The sequence below is a fragment of the Tardiphaga sp. 841_E9_N1_2 genome (assembly GCF_051811065.1).
GTDB lineage: Bacteria > Pseudomonadota > Alphaproteobacteria > Rhizobiales > Xanthobacteraceae > Tardiphaga > Tardiphaga robiniae.
This window is the reverse complement of the sequence record NZ_JBPWQC010000001.1, coordinates 4,559,372-4,579,029: the sequence shown is the minus strand read 5'-3', so window position 1 is coordinate 4,579,029 and position 19,658 is coordinate 4,559,372. Positions and strand designations below refer to the sequence as shown.

Here is a 19,658-nt window from a genome sequence, read left to right as displayed (position 1 = left end):
ATGGCTGAGGCGAAATCGCTCATTCCCGGGCTGGAGAACATCGTCAGAGATGGCGATCCCAAGCGGCGCGGCGAGGCGGTGCGTAAGATTTCCGAGCTTTTCCTAAGGGGCGCATCCCGTTTTCAACCGGCACATGTCGATCTGTTCGACGGCGTTCTGACGAGTCTGGTTCCACAAACCGAGGTCGAAGCACGCACAGAGCTGGCCGAACGGCTGTCCGATCTCGTCAACGCACCGCCGCAACTGGTGGCCCTGCTCGTCCGCGATGACGAGATCCTGATCGCCGGGCCGCTGTTGCGCCGTTCACCCTTGATCGACGAACCGACACTGGTCGACATCGCCAAGGCCCAAGGCCAGTCGCATCTGCTGGCGATCTCCGATCGCTCGACGCTGACCCCGCGCATTACCGACGTGATCGTCCGCCGCGGCGACCGCGACGTGATCCGCCGCGTGGCCGGCAACGCCGGTGCGGCTTTCTCGCAGCTCGGCTATACCGGCCTCATTCGCCGCGCCAGCGACGATGGCGCCCTCGCCGTCACGGTCGGGCAGCGCGACGATCTCGCGCCGGAACAACTCAAACACCTGTTGGCGCAGTCAGTCGAGGTGGTTCGCCGTCGGCTGTTCGACGCCGCCGCCCCCCAACTGCGCAACGCGATCAACCGCGCGATGCAGGACATCACCGGTACGCCGACGCATCTGGCCGTCACCCGCGACTTCGCCACCGCGCAGCGTGCCATTCGCAAGCTCCACCAGGCCGACGAGCTGGACGAAGGCGCTTTGTTGCGCTTTGCCCGCGCCCATCAATATGAGGAAACTGCCGCCGCCCTCGCCGCTCTGTCGGGCGTGCGGATCGGGACCATCGACCAGCTCCTCAAGGGCGACCGCGACGATCCGATGCTGATCCTCGGCAAATCGATCGGGATTTCCTGGGCCACCGTCCGCGCCCTGATGACGCTGCGTCTCGGCCCCGGCCGTTCGCCTGCCGCCGCCGATGTCGAGGAAGCCCGGCAGAATTTCGAGCGCCTGGTGCCCGCCACGGCACAGCGTGTGCTGACCTTCTGGCAGACCCGCGAGACCGCCTCAGCGATTCCCCTGCCGCTCTGATCCACTGGGGTTCTCCGGGGCCGCAGCCCGCCGCTCCCGTTTGCGCCACTCCGCCACAAAACTCACGAACGCCGCCAAAGCCGGCGGCGGCTGCCGACGACTTGGATAATACAGGAACGGCCCCGGGAATGGCGGCAGCCAGTCCTCCAGCACGCTGACCAACCTCCCGGTCGCGAGGTCGTCCCGCACATAGCCCTCAAACACCGCGTAAAAGCCAAGCCCGTCCCGGGCCGCTTCCAGCCCGAGCCGGGAATAACTCGCCAGCAGCGGCCCCCGGGGCGGGATCCTGACCACCTGGCCGTCCTTTTCGAACTCCCATTCCGGGATAGAACCGTTGTCGAAACGCGTTCTGATGCAGCAATGCTGCAGCAATTGCTGCGGTGCAATAGGTCGTCCATGCTGCGCAATATATTGCGAAGAAGCCACCATCACGAAGCGTTGCGGCGGCCCCAGCGAGACCGCGATCATGTCCTGCGCCAGATCCTCGCCATAACGAATGCCGGCGTCGAACCCCTTGGCGACGATGTCGATCAGTGACGTCTCGGCAACGATCTCAAGCTCAACCTGCGGATATTGCTGTAAAAATGGCGTAACCATCGGCGCCACGACGATATCGATGGCTGGTGCTGGACCGTTGATCCTGAGGCGGCCAGACGGCACATCACCGAAATCGCGAACTTGTTGCAGCGCAGCATGGACATCGCCCATAGCCGGAGCGATTTTGCGCTGCAGCAATTCTCCGGCTTCGGTAAGCGCAACACTGCGCGTTGTGCGATGCAGCAAACGAACGCCAAGCCGCTCTTCCATATCGCGCAGCCGCTGGCTCAGGCTAGACACCGAGACATGGGTCTCTACCGCAGCCCGCCGGAAATTCCGGGTCCTGGCCACGGCCAGAAAGGCCGCCAGATCGCGCAGATCGAGATCGCTCATTGTTCGACAGAGTGAACAAGCCTTTCGGGATTGTCCAGCTTATCGGATCAATGGAGCGGGCTCATATCGGGGCGGCAGCGGCAAAGGATCGGTCCGGCCGCCTTCTGGGAGAACCACAGTGAACCACCTTCAACTCGGAAAGACTGGCCCCACAGTGGGCGCGCTCGGCCTCGGCTGCATGGGCATGTCGGATGTCTACGGCCCGGCCGACCGAGGCGAAAGCATTGCCACCATCCACGCCGCGCTGGAGGCCGGCGTCACCCTGATCGACACCGGCGACTTCTACGCCATGGGCCACAACGAACTCCTGATCGCCGAAGCCCTGCGCGGCCGCAACCACGATAACCTGCAGCTTTCGGTCAAATTCGGCGGTATGCGCGATCCCGCCGGTGCCTTCATGGGCTTCGACAACCGCCCGATAGCGATCAAGAATTTCGTGGCCTATTCGCTGGTGCGGCTCGGCGTCGAGGTCATCGACATCTACCGCCCCGCGCGGCTCGACCCCAATGTACCCATCGAGGACACCGTCGGCGCCATCGCCGACCTGATCAAGGCCGGCTACGTCAAACATATCGGCCTCTCCGAAGTCGGCTCCGAGACCATCCGCCGTGCCCACAAAGTACATCCCATCACCGACCTGCAGATCGAATATTCGCTGATCTCGCGCGGTATCGAGGATGACATCCTGCCGACCTGCCGCGAGCTCGGCATCGGCATCACGGCTTACGGTGTGCTCTCGCGCGGCCTGATCGGTGGCCACTTCACCAAGAACGGCATGAACGCGAGGGACTATCGCAGCCACAGCCCACGCTTCAGCGCTGCGAATATCGATCGGAATCTGGCGCTGGTCGACAAAATCCGCGCTGTCGCCGACGACATCGGCGCTTCGGTCGCACAGGTCGCCATCGCCTGGGTCGCCGCACAGGGCCAGGATATCCTGCCCGTGGTCGGTGCCCGCCGACGGGATCGGCTCACTGAAGCGCTGGGATCGCTGGATGTGAAACTCACGCCCGCGCATCTCAGGGCGCTGGCGGAGGCGATCCCGGCCGATGCGGCAGCCGGCGGCCGTTATCCTGACGAGCATCTCGCGCATATGGACAGTGAAAAGAAGCGGGCGTGAGACGACACAGGCCAATGGCATCCCTCCCCCCTTGCGGGGAGGGATTAAGAAAGCGCCTCACAAATATGCGCTCAAATCCCTGATGCTCGGCGCATCCCCGTTCAGCGGATTCGCCGGATCGCGCCCGTAACGCAGCGTCTCGAAGCGCATGTTGCGGGCGTCGATCATCAGGAGACGCCCGACCAGCCCTTCGCCAAAGCCCACGATCTCGCGGATCGCTTCCAGCGCCATCATCGAGCCAACCATACCGGCCAGCGCACCCATGACGCCGGCTTCCTGGCAGCTCGGCACCGTGCCCGGCGGCGGCGCTTCGGGGAACAGGCAGCGATAGGTCGGGTTCAACACACCTGCGGCATTAGTCTCATGCGCGCGGATCGTGGTCAGCGACGCATCGAAAGTGCCGAGCGCCGCGGAGATCAACGGCTTCTTTGCGAGATAGCAAGCATCCGACAGCAGATAGCGCGTGGTGAAATTGTCGGAACCATCGAGCACGATGTCGTAGCCCGACAACAGCGTCATCGCATTGGCTGCATTGAGCCTGACGGCATGGCCGATAAATCTGACATGCGGATTGAGCGCATGGATCTTTGCTGCTGCGCTGTCGGTCTTCAACGCGCCAATATCCGGCGTTGCGTGAATGACCTGCCGCTGCAGGTTCGACAGCGACACCGTGTCGTCATCGACCACACCGAGCGTGCCGATGCCCGCGGCCGCCAGATACATTAGTGCCGGTGCACCAAGCCCGCCGGCGCCGATCACCAGCACTTTCGCGCCCTGCAGCGCGGTCTGGCCGGGACCGCCGACCTCGCGGAGCACAATGTGACGCGCATAGCGCTCGAGTTCATCGGCATTCAGCATCGCAATAGTCGCTCCAAACTCCGACCCTCATGGTGAGGAGCGCGCTTCTTGCGCGCGTCTCGAACCATGAGATGAACAGCTCATCCTTCGAGACGGCGCTGAAGAAGCGCCTCCTCAGGAAGAGGCCACAGATCAGGTCCCGCATTGTCGTGAACCCTTCCCGCGCTGTCACCGACCCACGAGATGTGCTTAATTCCACCGAAATCAATCACCAGCTTCAAGACCGGACATGTCATGAGATCGATGCTTTCAGCAACATTGATGATCGTGACGGCCTCTGCGGCTCACGCACAGGTGCAGGCGACGCCTCCCGCGGTGCAGGGCATCAAGCCGAAGCCGGTCACCACCACACCGATCCGCCCGGCGCTGCAGACCCCTGCCGACACCGCCAATGCCATGGCGCAGGCCGAGCGGCTCGGCATTCAATCGGATCTGGCGTGGACCGGGCAATATAACGGCGCCATCACCGGCGAGGTCTCGGATCGCATGGTCAATGCGATCAAGACCTTCCAGAAGGATAACGGCGCCAAGCAAACCGGCGTGCTGAACCCGCAGGAGCGCGATGTGCTGCGCGCGGCAGCGAAGAAACTTCAGGACAATGTCGGCTGGAAAATGGTCACCGACATGGTGACCGGCGCACGGCTTGGCATTCCCGGCAAGCTGGTGCCGCAGCAGACCACCGACATCAACGGCAGCAAGTGGTCGTCCTCCACCGGCACGATCCAGATCACGCTGGCGCGCCGCAAGGAGGACGCGCCCTCCACCGCGAAACTCGCCGAGGCCGAGCGCAAGGAGCCCGGCCGCAAAATCGACTATCAGGTGGTGAAGCCAGATTTCTTCGTGCTGTCCGGCCTGCAGAACCAGAAGAAGTTCTACATCCGCGGCCAGTTCAAGGACTCGGAAGTCCGCATCCTCTCGATCTTCTACGATCAGGCCACCGAAGGCACGATGGAGCCGGTGGTGATCGCGATGTCGTCGGCCTTCAACGCATTCCCCGCGGGTTCGCAGGCCATGGGTCCGCCGCCGCGCAAGAAGGTCGAATATGCCAGCGGCATCGTGGTGAGCGACGACGGCGCCATCGTCACCGATCGCCAGGCCGTCGATGGCTGCATGTCCATTGTCGTCGCTGGTTACGGCAATGCCGACAAAGTCGCCGAAGATAAAGTGCGCGATCTCGCATTGCTGCGCATCTATGGCGCGCGCGAGCTGAAGCCGGTGTCGCTTGGCACTGGCGCAGCGAAGCCCAATCTTAAGCTCGTGGGGATTGCCGATCCGCAAAACCAGGGCGGCGGCGCAGCCGTCACTAGCGTGAAGGCGTCCGCCACGCCGGTCGGCACCGGCAGCGAACTGGCCCTCTCACCCGCACCGGGGTTCGGTTTTTCCGGCGCAGCCGCCATCGACGGCGACGGCAAATTTGCGGGCCTCGCGCAGTTGAAGCCACTGCTCGTTGCCGGCCCGCCGAATGCGGCACCGCAGGCGGCGCTGGTGCCCGCGGAACTCGTGCTGAATTTCGTGAAAGCGAATGGCGTGAACGCGAACGGCAGCTCGACCGATGCGAAGGCTGCGATGGTGCGTGTGATCTGCGTGCGGAAGTAGCTGTCGGGCTCCGAAGCCCGCAGACGTTTGCTAATCCACTTCCTCGTACATCGAATCCATCTGCGCCGCGAACGGCGTCGCGCGCGGCGGCGGCGCTGCGGGCGCGCGGATGATCCGGCGTTCGAGCTGTTCGCGGTTCTGCTGCTCGACGAATTTCACTGCGAAACCGCCCTGGAGATGGCGCACCACGCGGCCGACGCAGGCGCCGACGGCGAGCGGCGTTCCGACCTCTGGCTGCACGTCGGCCGAGATCGCGGCGCCGGACACGGACATGTCGATGACGAAGCAGTTCTTCATACTGCCGTCGGCGAAGGTCAGCATGGAATGCGGGCTCGCAGGAATGAGGCGCGCCTGCTTGCGCTCTTCCCGCACCGTGGGATCCTTCTGGAATTTCTCCAGCCAGGTCAGCTTGTCCGAGAGCTTCTGGCGCATCGGCGGCGTCATGTTGAGTTCGAGCAGGAAGCTGCCGGAGATGGTGTCGCTGATGCGGCCTTCGAGCTGACCGAAGTCGCCGAAATAAGGCGTGATGCGATCGCCGATCCGACCGACCACCGGCACATCGACAATCATCCGGAACGGTGAGACGCGGCTGGTCCGGCAGGCAAAGCTGCGCGGATTGCCTTCGGAATCCAGCCAATTCGACAGCGTATATTGCCCGCTGACAACGACGTTGACAGCCCGCTGCTTGAGGAATTTTTCGACGGACACAGGTTCATCCTCTACGGTACATTTCCACCACCATAGAAAACCCAACCACGCCAGCATTTGCGCCCGCCTTGGTTATTGCGTTACTTATATACCCCTTCAAGTTGAGGAAATATTACCGGCAAAATCCCGGCGATTGGCGCTATGGAGGCCAGAGGCTTCTCTGCCTCAGCCGGGCACCCGCCCCTTGATGGCATTGGCGCGGGCACCGCAGGTGATACGGCCGGTTGCATCCTCCGAAAGTCCCGTCCGGACGCGCGATTTGAGCTGCACAATCTCCTCCGGCGTCATCACCGTCAGAGCTGCCTTCACCGATGGCCCTGCGGACGAGGCCGACCAGAAGTCGTCGAAATCGGTGAAGGCACGGGTGACATCGATCACGCGGGTTTCGACGTCCACCAGGCCGGCGGAGGTCCACAGCGACTGCATCACGTCGAGGCGCGATGCATCCACGCTCGGCGGAAGCGACGGCATCTGGCCCATCTTCAGCAATTCACCAAGGATCGGCTGCAGCGGGAAGCCGCCGCCATCCATATCCCACGCATAGGCGGCCACCGTGCCGCCGGGTGACACGACACGCACCATCTCCGCAACGCCCTTCGACGGCTCCGGCACGAAGAAGATCACCAGCGCCATCACGGCGACATCGAAGGACTTGTCGGAAAACGGCAGAGCCATCGCGTCGCCCAGATGAAACGCCGCCATCGCGGCGCCCGGCCGTGTCCGCGCATAGGCAAGCTGCGGCTCCGAGGGATCGATGCCGTCGATCACCGACGGCGCATGACGCTCGGCGATCAGCTGCGTGAAGGCGCCGTTGCCGCAGCCGACATCGACCCATGCGAGCCCCGGCAGCGGCGCCACCCAATCCAGAAAGACCTCGCCGGCGCTACGGCTCCAGACGCCCATCATCCGCTCATAGGACGCGCCGTCATTGAAGCGGATGGAGGGAGACGATGCGTCGGTCATGGGGAGTCCTCAATACGGTGTTGGCGGCAGATCATGGCCGGAAATGCCAGGCGCGCAACCACGTTGCCTTCACGGTGGGATCGGCGCGATGCGCACGCATCGGCACGGTTGTTGCTTGGTTTATGGCAAGCAGAACAGTTCGCGACGTCCCGAGGCGTCACCCTGTTACAGAGGAGAGCGAGATGAAGGTCGGCGTATTCATTCCAATCGGGAACAATGGCTGGTTGCTCTCTGAAAATGCCCCGCAATACATGCCGACTTTCGACCTCAACAAGGAGGTGACGCTAAAGGCCGAACATTACGGACTCGATTTTGTGCTCTCGATGATCAAATTGCGTGGCTTCGGCGGGAAAACCGAATTCTGGGATCACAATCTGGAATCCTTCACCTTGATGGCCGGGTTGGCCGCAGTGACCAAGCGAATAAAACTGTTCGCCACGGCAGCGACGCTCGTGATGCCTCCCGCGATTGCCGCACGCATGGCTGTGACCATCGATTCGATTTCACATGGCCGCTTCGGCCTCAATCTCATCACCGGCTGGCAACGTCCCGAATATTCCCAGATGGGGCTTTGGCCGGGCGATGAATATTTCGCACGCCGTTACGAATATCTTTCGGAATATGTCGAGATCCTCCGCGAGCTTTGGCAGACCGGCGCCTCGGATCGCAAAGGCGAATTCTTCCAGATGGAAGACTGCCGCGTTAGCCCGCGGCCGCAAGCCGATATGAAGATCATTTGCGCCGGCCAGAGCGGCGCCGGAATGGCCTTCTCCGCAAAATACGCCGACTACAATTTCTGCTTCGGCAAAGGCATCAACACCCCGACCGATTTCGCACCCGCCGCCGAACGGCTGGCCGAGGCTACGCATGACACCGGCCGGCACGTGACGACCTATGTGCTGTTCATGGTGATCGCGGCCGAGACCGATGAAGCCGCGTTCGCAAAGTGGGAGCACTACAAAGCCGGCGTGGATCACGAAGCGGTCGCCTGGCTGGGCGTACAGGGTGCCGTCGACACCAAGTCAGGCAAGGACACCAACATCCGCCAGATGGCGGACCCTACATCAGCGGTCAATATCAATATGGGGACCTTCGTCGGCTCTTTCGCCAATGTCGCCCGCATGCTCGACGAGGTCGCCACCGTGCCGGGCACCGAGGGCGTGTTGCTCACCTTCGACGATTTCGTCCAGGGCGTCGAAGACTTCGGGCAACACATTCAGCCACTGATGACTTCGCGTAAGGGAGTTGCAGAAGATGCAGCCGCCGCATTGAAAGACATGTGAGGATCGATACTCAACAACGACGTGCCGGCAAGGCCGCCCGACGCGGTGTCACCTCTGACACTTTGGACACCAGAAGGTCGACCGCCCGTTCTGCACGAAACGTTTCACGATCCCCGAACACCCATCGGTCTGGCACGGCTCGCCTTCGCGGTCATAGACCTGAAACGAGTGCTGGAAGTAACCGAGCTCGCCATCGGTCTGCCGGTGATCGCGCAGCGACGAGCCGCCGGCCTTGATGGCCTGGTTCAGCACCTCATGGATCGCCGAGACCAGTCGTTTGGAATGATCGGTCGGCTCGCCCTTCTTGGTTGCCAGTGTCGCGGCCAGCCGCCGCGGCGACAGATGCGAGCGAAACAGCGCCTCGCAGACATAGATATTGCCGAGCCCGGCGACGACGCGCTGATCCAGGAGCGCGGCCTTGAGGCTGGTCTTCTTGCCTGCGGTGGCGCCGGCCAGCATCGCCGCATCGAAGGCATTGCCCAGCGGCTCGGGGCCGATGTCCTTCAGGAACGGCTCGTTATCGATCTCGCTGCGCGCAAAGATCTTCATGAAGCCGAAACGGCGGGGATCGTTGTAGATCACCGACGGGCCCGACGACATATGGAAGACGACGTGATCGTGTGCCCGCTCGTCGCTGCGCGGATGATGGAAGGCACCTGGCATCACATTTTCTTCATCACCTGCGACAGCAGCGGGCGCATCGGACACCACCCGGAACGAACCGGACATGCCCAGATGCATCAGCAGCACATCGCCGGAATCGAGGTCCGCCAGCAGATATTTGGCGCGGCGGCCGAGGCTGGTGATCACCCGGCCCTGCAATCGCGCCGAAAAATCCGGCTGAAACGGAAACCGAAGGTCTTTCCGACGCAATTCCAGACGGGTGATCCTGGACCCCTCCATGGCCGGCTGCAGGCCACGGCGGACGGTCTCGACTTCGGGTAATTCAGGCATGATTCACGTCATTCACCTTGAGAGGCTGACGTGATAGCCCCATTGCCGCAGGCGCGCTATGGTCCGCCGCGATGAGGCTTTTGAGATGAAAACGATGGATCAGCCGGGCGAAACCACCCATTTCGGCTTCAGGGACGTCCCCGTAGGCGACAAGCAGACGCTGGTGAACGATGTGTTCCACAGCGTGGCCCGGCGCTACGACCTGATGAACGATCTGATGTCCGGCGGCATGCATCGCGTCTGGAAGGACGTGATGATCAACGCGCTCAACCCGCCGCGCTCGGACGCGCCTTTCGCCCTGCTGGACGTTGCCGGTGGCACCGGCGACATTTCCTTCCGTGCTGCCAAGGCGTCGGGCCTCGGCTTCTCGGCGACGGTCTGTGACATCAACACAGGCATGCTCGATGTCGGCCGCGAGCGCGCCATTACCCACCATCTCGAACATCAGGTCTCCTTCGTCGAGGGCAATGCAGAAGAGCTGCCGTTCGCCGACAAGAGCTATGATGCCTATACGATCGCCTTCGGCATCCGCAACGTGCCGCGCATCGACCGCGCGCTCGCTGAGGCCTATCGCGTGCTGAAGCCGGGCAGCCGTTTTCTCTGCCTCGAATTCTCGACCGTGGATGTGCCCGGCCTCGACAAGATCTATGACCTGTTTTCGTTCAAGGTCATCCCGCCGCTCGGCAAGGCCGTCACCGGCGATTCCGAATCCTATCAGTATCTCGTCGAATCGATCCGCAAGTTTCCGAAGCCGCCAATTTTCGCCGACATGATCCGCGAGGCCGGCTTCTCCCGCGTGAAGTACGAACTCCTCTCGGGCGGCATCGTCGCGCTGCATTCGGGCTGGCGTTTGTGATCTCGGCACTCAATCATATGGCGCGGCTGGCCCGCGCCGGCTTCGTGTTTGCGCGCGAAGGCGTGTTCGGCGTCGTCGATCCCTCGCTGGTGCCGCCGCCGGGACAGCTCGCGCTACGCATGGCGCGGCTCATTGAGCGGCCCGGCGCGAAATCCGGCGCGCGGCTATCGCGCGCGCTGACCCGGCTGGGACCTGCCTATCTCAAGCTCGGCCAGTTTCTCGCGACACGACCCGACGTGGTCGGCGTCGCCATGGCGCGCGATCTCGAAAGCCTGCAGGACCGGCTACCGCCGTTCTCCATGACCGAAGCCGAAGGCGTCGTCGCCGCTTCACTGGAACGCCCTGTGGCGCAGCTCTATGCGAGCTTCAGCCCGCCGGTGGCCGCGGCCTCGATCGCGCAGGTGCATCGCGCCGAGATTGACAAGGATGGTGTCCGCAAGGTCTACGCCGTGAAAGTGCTGCGCCCGAATGTCGCCGCGCAATTCCGCCGCGACCTCGGTGATTTCGCTTACGTCGCCCACAAGGCCGAAGAGCATTTTTCCGAAGCGCGGCGCCTTCGCCTGATCGAGATCATCACCACCATGTCGCGCTCGGTGGCGATGGAGATGGATCTTCGGCTCGAAGCCGCAGCACTCTCCGAGATGGCGGAGAACACCCGCAACGATTCGGATTTCCGCGTGCCGGAAGTGGACTGGGATCGTACCTCGCACAATGTGCTGACGATGGAGTGGATCGACGGTATCGCACTGAACGATCACAAGGGCCTGGAAGAATCCAACGTCGATCTGCCGGACCTTGGCCGCAAGGTGATCCAGAGCTTCCTGCGCCATGCGCTGCGTGACGGCTTCTTCCATGCCGACATGCACCCCGGCAATCTGTTCCTCGATCCTGACGGCCGCCTCGTCGCCGTCGACTTCGGCATCATGGGCCGGCTAGGTCTGAAGGAGCGCCGCTTCCTCGCGGAGATTCTGCTGGGCTTCATCACCCGCAACTATCGCCGCGTCGCCGAAGTCCACTTCGAGGCCGGCTATGTGCCCGGTCACCATTCAGTAGAAAATTTCGCACAGGCGATCCGTGCCATCGGCGAGCCGATTCACAATCGCACGGCCGAAGAAATCTCGATGGCCAAGCTGCTGACGCTGCTGCTTGAGGTCACCGGCCTCTTTGATATGCGCACGCGGCCAGAATTGATCCTGCTGCAAAAGACCATGGTCGTGGTCGAAGGCGTCGCGCGAAGCTTCGATCCCAAGCTCGACATCTGGAAGGTCGCCGATCCCGTCGTCCGCGAATGGATCGAGCGCAATCTCGGCCCATTGGGCAAGATTCAGGGTGCGCTCGCCGGCGCCGGCGAACTCGGCAAGGTCGCCGGCAGTCTGCCGGCCCTGGCAACACGGGCGCTGACGGTGCTGGAACAGTTGGAGACCATGACCCGCGACGGCGTCAGGCTCGACGACGCAACCATCGCCGCCATCGCGCGGGCGCGGGCCAAGCAGCTCCGCTGGCGCACCGTGGGCGTCTGGGTGATCGCGCTATCGTTCCTCGGGCTGCTGCTGTCGATCCGCTAGAATGATTGCAATGCTGGCACTTTGTGCTAGCGTTGCTGTCAAAATAGCGCGAGACGCCTCATGGCCAGCCTGACGATCCGCAAGCTCGACGACGCCATTCGCGACGAATTGCGACTGCGTGCTGCCCGCAACGGACGGTCGGTCGAGGACGAGGTGCGAGTCATTTTGCGTGAGGCGTCGCAAGACGGCCTCAAGGCTGACGCAAGATTTCCGCAAGACGCGCCAAACCCGGAAAACCCATCCAAGCCATTGAAATACATCGGCGATCAGCTTCGCGTCACGCTGATCATCGGCGGCGGAATCGCGGCCTATAAAGCGCTCGATCTGATCCGCCGGCTGAAGGAGCGGCAGATCCATGTCCGCGTGGTACTGACCCGCGCCGCGCAGCAATTCGTCACGCCGCTGGCCGCTAGCGCGCTGTCCAACGAGCGCGCCTATACCGACCTGTTCGATCCGCAGAGCGAATTCGATGCCGGGCACATTCGCCTTGCGCGTGAATGCGATCTGATCGTCGTCGCGCCGGCGACCGCGGACCTGATGGCGAAGATGGCCAATGGCCTTGCCGATGATCTGGCCTCTGCGATTCTCCTGGCCGCCGACAAACCGATCCTGATCGCGCCGGCGATGAATCCGCTGATGTGGAATAACGCCGCGACGCGCCGCAATGTCGCGCAATTGCAGCGTGACGGCGTGCGGATGATCGGGCCGAATGCCGGCGAGATGGCCGAACGCAACGAAGCCGGTGTCGGTCGCATGGCCGAGCCGACGGAGATCGCGATTGCCGCGCACATATTCCTGCGGCCATTGACGCCGAAGCCACTGGCCGGCAAACGCGTGCTGATCACCGCAGGCCCGACCCATGAGCCGATCGATCCCGTGCGCTACATCGCCAATCGCTCGTCCGGCAAGCAGGGCTATGCGATTGCCGCGGCGGCACGGGCCGCGGGCGCTGACGTCATTCTCGTCTCGGGTCCTGTCGATCTCGACGAGGTGCCGGACGTGACGATGACGCATGTCGAAGCCGCGCGCGACATGCTCGCTGCGGTTCAGGCGGCACTGCCCGTCGACATCGCGATCTTCGCCGCGGCCGTGGCCGACTGGCGCGTCGTCAATGAAGGTGCCCAGAAGCTGAAGAAGACCGCCGGTGCTGCGATGGCGCCGCTGCAGCTCACGGAGAATCCCGATATCCTCGCGACGATCTCGAAACTCCCCGAACATCGTCCACCCCTCGTGATCGGCTTCGCCGCCGAGACCGAGCACCTGATCGACAATGCGAAAGCCAAGATCGCGCGCAAGGGCTGCGACTGGATCGTCGCCAATGACGTATCGCCCGCGACCGGCATCATGGGCGGCGACAACAATACCGTGCATCTGCTGACGCGCAGCAGGGACAGCGCGGATATCGCCGTTGATTCGTGGGCGCCGATGAGCAAGGAACAGGTCGCGACGACCCTGGTCGCGCGAATCGCCGACGCGGTGACATCAAATAAATCGACGCAATCCACGAAAGACCAATCATGAGCGCTGCCATCCCCGTTCAGGTCGACGTCCAGCAGCTCCCGCATGGCGCTGGCCTCGCGCTACCGGCCTATCAGACCGCGCATGCCGCCGGCCTCGATCTGCTCGCCGCGGTTCCCGAGGACAGTCCGATGATTCTCGCCAGCGGCAAATATGCGCTGGTGCCGACCGCGCTGACTATCGCGCTGCCGCCGGGCTTTGAGGCGCAGGTACGCCCGCGCTCGGGCCTTGCCGCCAAGCACGGCATCACCGTGCTGAATTCGCCGGGCACCATCGACGCCGACTACCGCGGCGAGATCGGCGTGCTGCTGATCAATCACGGCCCCGCGGATTTCACGATCAAACGCGGCGAGCGAATCGCCCAGATGGTAATCGCGCCGGTCACGCATGCGGAACTCGTGGTAGTCGCGGCGCTCAGCGAAACCGAACGCGGCAGCGGCGGCTTCGGATCCACCGGCCGCTAACGCGTATTTCGTCACATCGCGCGGCATTTGAATCAAAAGCACCTGCATTTTTTAACCGGGGACTCTGCGTTCACGGTCTGGACTCTTACCCGGCGACTCCCGAAGCGGATATTGTCGAACGATTCGCGATCGGTGAGGGGCTGGTCGGGAAGACGTGCGGTTTGGGGCGAATGATGTCAGGCGTGATCGCGGCGATGCGTCGGACCTTGCTGTCGTGCACTTCTATGGTGCGCGACGGGCTTGTCGGCATCAGTGCGTCTGCACTTCTGGCCACCTCCTCGGCGTCGGCCGCTGACGAACCCTTCATTACCCAGACGCTCGCCAATCTGCTCGATCTCGATCGCCAGGAAATCGCCGCGCTGACGACCGCCACAGCGGTGCTCGGCTTCTCCGTCGTTTCCGCCATCCTGTTGATGCACAATCGTATTCGTTCGGCCAAGACCGAGGCGAAGCTGCGCGCCGAGCTGCATACGCTGCAGGTTGAGTCCGACCGCTTTCGCGCCTTGCTGTTCACCGAGCCGCAGGTGCTGATCGCCTGGGCTGCGGGCGAAACCCGTCCCGATATCTCCGGCGACACCGCATTGATGATGTCGCAGGACCCGCAGCAGCATCAGCCACAGCGCATTCTCGCGTTCGGAACATGGCTGCCGCCGGAACCCGCGCTGCGGATGGATCACGCCGTCGACGCACTGCTCGATGCCGGCGAAGGCTTTGTGCTGAATCTGACGACCTCGAGCGGCCGCGCCATCGAGGCGATGGGTCGCGCCATCGGCGGTCAGGCCATTGTCCGGATTCGCGAATTGAGCGGTTTGCGCCGCGAGCTCGCCGAAGTCTCGCTGCGTCACAAGGAACTGGCTGAGGAAGCCGAGATTCTCCGCGGCTTCGCCAATGCCGCGCCATGGCCGATCTGGGCCAAACAGGCCGATGGCCGATTGAGCTTCGTCAATGCGGCCTATGCGCGTGCGACTGAAGCGACTGATACGGGCGATGCGGTCGGTCGCAATCTGGAACTGCTGGACAGCGACGACCGCAGCAGTCTGGCGCGTGCGCTGAACGACAACCAGCCCTTTGCCGCGCGCGTGCCGATCGTGATTTCCGGCGAGCGCCGCATCTTCGACGTCCACGCCGCCAAGGTCGCCAGCGGCAGCGCCGGCATGGCGATCGACGCCAGCGAAGCTGCCGCGCTATCAGCCGCTTTGGTGCGGATGGCCGAGGCGCATCGCCGCACGCTCGACCAGCTGTCGTCGGGCGTCGCCGTATTCGACGGCCAGCGCCGCCTCGCCTTCTACAACGACTCCTATCGTCGGCTGTGGGATCTCGACCGCACCTTCCTCGACGGCAATCCCGACGATTCCAGCGTGCTCGACCGTCTCCGTGCTGCGCGCAAACTGCCTGAACAGCCGGACTTCCGCGCCTGGAAGGCCAAGCTTCACGAAGCCTATCGTGCCGTCGAAGCCCATAAGGATGTCTGGTATCTGCCGGATGGCCGTGCGCTCTCGATCGTCACCACACCGAATCCCGAAGGCGGCGTCACCTATCTATTCGACGACGTCACCGAGAGCCTCGAACTGGCACGGCGCTTCGATGGCCTGATCCGCGTTCAGCGCGAGACGCTCGACAATCTTGCCGAGGCCGTCGCCGTGTTTGGCAGCAACGGCCGCGCGCAACTGTTCAATCCGGCTTTCGCCAAGATGTGGAAGCTGTCGGACGAAGCGCTGGAGCAGCGTCCGCATATCGAAATGGTCGAAACCTGGTGCCGGCCATTGTTCGACGATACTCCGACATGGCAGGCGATCCGCAGCGCCATTACCGGGATCGACAATCGCAAGTCTGTTCCGCTCAAGCTCGAGCGAAAGGACGGCAGCGTGCTAGCCTGCATGACCATGCCGCTGCCCGATGGCGCGACCATGCTCACCTTCCAGGACATCTCGGACGCCGAGAATGTCGAGCGCGCGCTGCGCGAGCGCAACGAGGCGCTGGAGACCGCCGACCAGATGAAGGTCGACTTCGTCCATCACGTCTCCTACGAGCTGCGCTCGCCGCTGACCACGATCATCGGCTTCGCGCATCTGCTCAGCGATCCCGTGACCGGCCCGTTGATGCCGAAGCAGGCCGAATATCTCGATTACATCACCACCTCGACCGGCGCGCTGCTAGCGATCATCAATAATATTCTGGATCTCGCCACCATCGATGCCGGCGCGATGACGCTGAATCTCGGCCCGATCGATATCCGCAAGACCATCTCTGCGGCGGCCGAAGGCATTCAGGATCGCCTGGTGCGCGACCGCATCGCGCTGCAGATCGACGTTGATCCCGCCATCGGCAGCTTTACCGGCGACGAAAGCCGTGTCGTGCAGGTGCTGTATAATCTGCTCGCCAATGCCGTCGGCTTCTCGCCGCATGATGCTGCAATCACGCTGACCGCGCGACGATCCGAACACACCATCACCTTCACCGTCACCGATCGCGGCCCCGGCATTCCGCCCGAGGTGAAGGACAAGGTGTTCGACTGGTTCGAAAGCCACGCCAATGGCTCGCGTCATCGCGGCGCAGGACTCGGCCTGTCGCTGGTGCGCTCCTTCGTCGAGTTGCATGGCGGCAAGGTTCGCGTCGATTCCGCGGTCGGCAAGGGCACCACCGTCAGCTGCGACTTCCCCATCGACCAGACCGCGCATCGCAACGCTGCCGAATGAGCGAACCCATCATAAACGAGCCCTGCACATTTTCGCTGGCGCTCGCAAATGAGGCCGCCACTGCGCAATTGATGGCCGACCTCGCTCTGCTGATCGGCCCCGGCGACGTCATCACCCTCTCGGGCGATCTCGGCGCCGGCAAGACGGCCGCGGCACGCGCGATGATCCGCTATCTCGCCAGCGATTCTGAACTCGAAGTGCCGAGCCCGACCTTCACGCTGGCGCAGAACTATGACCTGCCGTCGTTTCCTCTCATCCATGCTGATCTTTATCGTATCAACGACGCGAGCGAACTCGAGGAGATCGGCCTATCGCCGTTGCCGGACGACGTGGTGGCGCTGATCGAATGGCCGGAGCGCGCCGATGGTACGCTGCCGCCGGATCGTATCGATATTGCGCTCAGCCATCGTCCGGCACTGGGCTCCGTGGCGCGTGCCGCGGAGATCACCGGTCACGGCAAGGCCGCATCGGTCGTTCTGCGCCTGAAAGCACTGCGTGAATTTCTCGAAGAGGCGCGCTATCTCGATGCTATCAGACAGCGCATGGCCGGCGATGCATCGACGCGCTCCTATGCGCGGCTGATCCGCGGTGATGACGTCTTCATCCTGATGAATGCGCCGAAGCGGCCGGATGGTGCGCCGGTCTATGACGGCAAGTCCTACAGCGCAGCGGTGCATCTGGCCGAGGACGTCAGACCCTTCGTCGCCATTGCGAACGGACTACGCGCGCAGGGTATCTCTGCGCCGGCGATCCATCACGCCGATCTCGATGCGGGTTTCCTGATCACCGAGGATTTCGGCACAGCGCCGGTGACCGAAGGCGAGCCGCCGGCACCGATCGCCGAGCGCTATCAGGTCGCGACCGACATGCTGGCCCTGCTGCACAGCAAGTCGCTGCCGGAAACGCTGCCGCTGTCGCCGCATGTCGATTACGCCATTCCCGTCTTCGACACGGATGCATTGCTGGTCGAGATCGGCCTGATGCCGGAATGGTATCTGCCGGACCGCGACGCGCCGCTCGCAGATGACGCACGCACTGAATTTGTCACGATGTGGCGCGAGCTGCTGGCGAAACCCGCTGCGGCGCCAAAGACCTGGGTACTGCGCGACTTCCATTCTCCGAATATCATCTGGCTCGGTGACCGCGAGGGCATCAACAAGGTCGGCGTAATCGATTTCCAGGACACGGTGCTCGGCCCCGCCGCCTATGATCTCGTCTCGCTGCTGCAGGACGCACGTATCGACGTGCCCGAGCATCTGGAGCTGACCATGCTGACGCGCTACATCAAGGCGCGGCGCGCGGCCGATCCCGCTTTCGATGCCGCGGCTTTTGCCGAGCTCTATGCGATCATGTCGGCACAGCGAAACACACGACTGCTCGGTACATTCGCGCGGCTCAACCGCCGCGACGGCAAGCCGCATTATCTCAAGCACCAGCCGCTGATCTGGACCTATCTCAACCGCTCGCTGGCGCATCCGACGCTGGCGCCGTTCCAGCAGTGGTATGCCGCGCATGTACCACCGCCCCGCGGTTAGAGGCCCCTCCTTCCGAGACGAATCACGACCTCTGCGTCGTCATTGCGAGGAGCCCTTGCGACGAAGCAATCCAGCCCTCGCTTGTTGCCTTCTGGATTGCTTCGTTCGGCAAAATCGCAAGAGCAATTTTGCCGGCTCGCAATGACGAAGCCGTTGGTCCCGCTGATCGACTCACGCTCTAACACTTCCTTAACTACTTATTAGTCGCGCACGCTCTATCCTGCGCTTGAGCCCTGCACATGCGGGGCTTGGCGTACTGGACAAGGGACGTGTCATGACGGAGCGGCGTGCCGGAGATCGGGTCGTTTTCGAGCGCGGCTTTCCTGCGCACATGATGGGCATCGACGGCACCTGGCGTCGCTCCTGCATCATGGAAGATATTTCCGAGACCGGCGCCAAGCTCACCGTCGATGGTTCTGTCGAAGGATTGAACCTGAAAGAATTCTTCCTTCTGCTCTCATCAACCGGACTTGCCTATCGCCGCTGCGAACTCGGCTGGGTCAATGGCGACCAGATTGGTGTGAATTTTCTCAAACCCAACGACAAAAAGAAAAAGACGAAACGTTCCGAGACGCAGGAGGCAGAAACGTGACTGTGCAGGCGGGTGTAATTGTCGCATCCGCGTCATCTCGGCCCATTATGGCTCGATAGGTTCATGCATGCGACACGCCGCCGTGCTACCATCATTTCAGCTCAAAAATTCAAGAACGATTCCATCAAGGCCCATCATTCTACCAAGGCCAATGTCGCTATGTCCGTAAAACCCACCAAAGCAATGGTTCTCGCCGCCGGTCTCGGCCTGCGCATGCGACCGCTCACCGACAACTTGCCGAAGCCGCTGGTCCCTGTCGCAGGACAGCCGCTGCTGGATCACGTGCTGGACAAGCTCGCCGCTGCTGGCGTGACCGAAGCCGTCGTCAATGTGCATTACCTGCCCGACCAGATCATCGATCATGTCGCGACGCGCACCAAACCGAAGATCACCATTTCCGATGAGCGCGATCAGGTGCTCGGCACTGGCGGTGCCGTGGTGAAGGCGCTGCCGCTGCTCGGCTCCGAGCCGTTCTATCACCTCAATGCCGACACGATGTGGATTGACGGCGTGCAGCCGAATCTCGCGCGTCTTGCGGAGGCCTTCGATCCCGCACGCATGGACATTCTGCTGCTGATGGCGCCGACCGCCAACAGCATCGGCTATGCCGGCTGCGGCGACTACGCGATGCTCACCGATGGTGCGCTGCGTCGCCGCAAGGAGAATCAGGTCGTGCCGTTCGTCTATGCCGGTGTCGCGATCCTGTCACCGGCGCTGTTCAAGGATGCGCCATCCGGTGAATTTTCGCTGACCAAACTGTTCGACAAGGCCAACGAGCAGGAGCGCCTGTTCGGACTGCGCATGGAAGGCGTCTGGATGCATGTCGGCACACCCGACGCCGTGCGCGCCGCGGAAGATGCGTTCCTCGCCAGCGTCGCCTGAGTTTCCTGCGACTCCCGCCGCCTTCTCAGCCATG

Annotated in this window: 17 protein-coding genes; 12 read left to right on the top strand and 5 right to left on the bottom strand. The window is 62.9% G+C overall.

Annotation, left to right across the window (positions count from 1 at the left end; all coding sequences use genetic code 11):
• Entirely contained in the window at positions 1-1,104 is a 1,104-nt protein-coding gene (locus AB8A50_RS22010; protein ID WP_089266433.1) for a DUF2336 domain-containing protein, read from the top strand.
• On the opposite strand, the gene AB8A50_RS22005 is transcribed toward AB8A50_RS22010, so the two are convergent.
• Positions 1,081-2,034 (bottom strand): LysR family transcriptional regulator, encoded by a 954-nt coding sequence (locus AB8A50_RS22005; protein ID WP_439078891.1) that lies wholly within the window; start codon positions 2,032-2,034, stop codon positions 1,081-1,083. The genes AB8A50_RS22010 and AB8A50_RS22005 overlap by 24 nt on opposite strands.
• A 118-nt stretch (positions 2,035-2,152) precedes the next feature.
• Here AB8A50_RS22005 and AB8A50_RS22000 point away from each other — a divergent pair, with 118 nt between their 5' ends.
• Complete coding sequence (locus tag AB8A50_RS22000) at positions 2,153-3,154, top strand: aldo/keto reductase (RefSeq protein WP_439078890.1); 1,002 nt, start codon at positions 2,153-2,155, stop codon at positions 3,152-3,154.
• Positions 3,155-3,211: 57 nt separating this feature from the next.
• On the opposite strand, the gene AB8A50_RS21995 is transcribed toward AB8A50_RS22000, so the two are convergent.
• A complete protein-coding gene (locus tag AB8A50_RS21995) occupies positions 3,212-4,012 on the bottom strand; it encodes a HesA/MoeB/ThiF family protein (protein ID WP_439078889.1) in 801 nt (266 codons plus the stop codon).
• Between the two features lie 234 nt (positions 4,013-4,246).
• Between AB8A50_RS21995 and AB8A50_RS21990 the strand changes: the two genes are divergently transcribed.
• Positions 4,247-5,608, top strand: coding sequence for a peptidoglycan-binding protein (locus tag AB8A50_RS21990; RefSeq protein ID WP_439078888.1), 1,362 nt, complete (start codon positions 4,247-4,249; stop codon positions 5,606-5,608).
• Positions 5,609-5,638: 30 nt separating this feature from the next.
• Here the strand turns inward: AB8A50_RS21990 and AB8A50_RS21985 are convergent, their stop codons facing one another.
• Positions 5,639-6,316, bottom strand: a complete 678-nt coding sequence (locus AB8A50_RS21985; protein WP_338117628.1) for a PilZ domain-containing protein — start codon at positions 6,314-6,316, stop codon at positions 5,639-5,641.
• Between the two features lie 165 nt (positions 6,317-6,481).
• Positions 6,482-7,279 (bottom strand): class I SAM-dependent methyltransferase, encoded by a 798-nt coding sequence (locus tag AB8A50_RS21980; RefSeq protein WP_439078887.1) that lies wholly within the window; start codon positions 7,277-7,279, stop codon positions 6,482-6,484.
• 182 nt (positions 7,280-7,461) lie between these two features.
• On the opposite strand from AB8A50_RS21980, the gene rutA reads away from it, so the two are divergent.
• The gene (rutA, locus tag AB8A50_RS21975) at positions 7,462-8,562 is read left to right on the top strand and encodes a pyrimidine utilization protein A (protein ID WP_439078886.1); all 1,101 of its coding nucleotides are present in this window, start codon (positions 7,462-7,464) and stop codon (positions 8,560-8,562) included.
• A gap of 48 nt (positions 8,563-8,610) precedes the next feature.
• Here the strand turns inward: rutA and mutM are convergent, their stop codons facing one another.
• Positions 8,611-9,516: a bifunctional DNA-formamidopyrimidine glycosylase/DNA-(apurinic or apyrimidinic site) lyase gene (gene mutM, locus AB8A50_RS21970; protein ID WP_439078885.1), complete on the bottom strand. Its 906-nt coding sequence runs from the start codon at positions 9,514-9,516 to the stop codon at positions 8,611-8,613.
• Between the two features lie 94 nt (positions 9,517-9,610).
• Here mutM and ubiE point away from each other — a divergent pair, with 94 nt between their 5' ends.
• The 8 genes from ubiE to AB8A50_RS21930 all read left to right on the top strand — a co-directional run bounded on the left by ubiE (position 9,611) and on the right by AB8A50_RS21930 (position 19,624).
• On the top strand, positions 9,611-10,372 hold the full coding sequence (gene ubiE, locus AB8A50_RS21965) for a bifunctional demethylmenaquinone methyltransferase/2-methoxy-6-polyprenyl-1,4-benzoquinol methylase UbiE (RefSeq protein ID WP_120288096.1): 762 nt from the start codon (positions 9,611-9,613) through the stop codon (positions 10,370-10,372).
• On the top strand, positions 10,369-11,937 hold the full coding sequence (ubiB, locus tag AB8A50_RS21960; protein WP_439078884.1) for a 2-polyprenylphenol 6-hydroxylase: 1,569 nt from the start codon (positions 10,369-10,371) through the stop codon (positions 11,935-11,937). Before ubiE ends, ubiB begins: the two co-directional genes overlap by 4 nt.
• Positions 11,938-11,997: 60 nt before the next feature.
• Positions 11,998-13,458, top strand: a complete 1,461-nt coding sequence (gene coaBC / locus AB8A50_RS21955; RefSeq protein WP_439078883.1) for a bifunctional phosphopantothenoylcysteine decarboxylase/phosphopantothenate--cysteine ligase CoaBC — start codon at positions 11,998-12,000, stop codon at positions 13,456-13,458.
• Positions 13,455-13,919, top strand: a complete 465-nt coding sequence (gene dut, locus AB8A50_RS21950; protein WP_439078882.1) for a dUTP diphosphatase — start codon at positions 13,455-13,457, stop codon at positions 13,917-13,919. The genes coaBC and dut overlap by 4 nt, the downstream gene beginning before the upstream one ends.
• A 173-nt stretch (positions 13,920-14,092) precedes the next feature.
• Complete coding sequence (locus AB8A50_RS21945) at positions 14,093-16,615, top strand: ATP-binding protein (RefSeq protein WP_439078881.1); 2,523 nt, start codon at positions 14,093-14,095, stop codon at positions 16,613-16,615.
• 11 nt (positions 16,616-16,626) lie between these two features.
• On the top strand, positions 16,627-18,150 hold the full coding sequence (gene tsaE, locus AB8A50_RS21940) for a tRNA (adenosine(37)-N6)-threonylcarbamoyltransferase complex ATPase subunit type 1 TsaE (protein ID WP_439080017.1): 1,524 nt from the start codon (positions 16,627-16,629) through the stop codon (positions 18,148-18,150).
• Positions 18,151-18,424: 274 nt separating this feature from the next.
• A complete protein-coding gene (locus AB8A50_RS21935) occupies positions 18,425-18,742 on the top strand; it encodes a PilZ domain-containing protein (RefSeq protein WP_068734110.1) in 318 nt (105 codons plus the stop codon).
• Between the two features lie 159 nt (positions 18,743-18,901).
• A complete protein-coding gene (locus AB8A50_RS21930; protein ID WP_089266886.1) occupies positions 18,902-19,624 on the top strand; it encodes a nucleotidyltransferase family protein in 723 nt (240 codons plus the stop codon).
• Positions 19,625-19,658 lie beyond the last annotated feature (34 nt).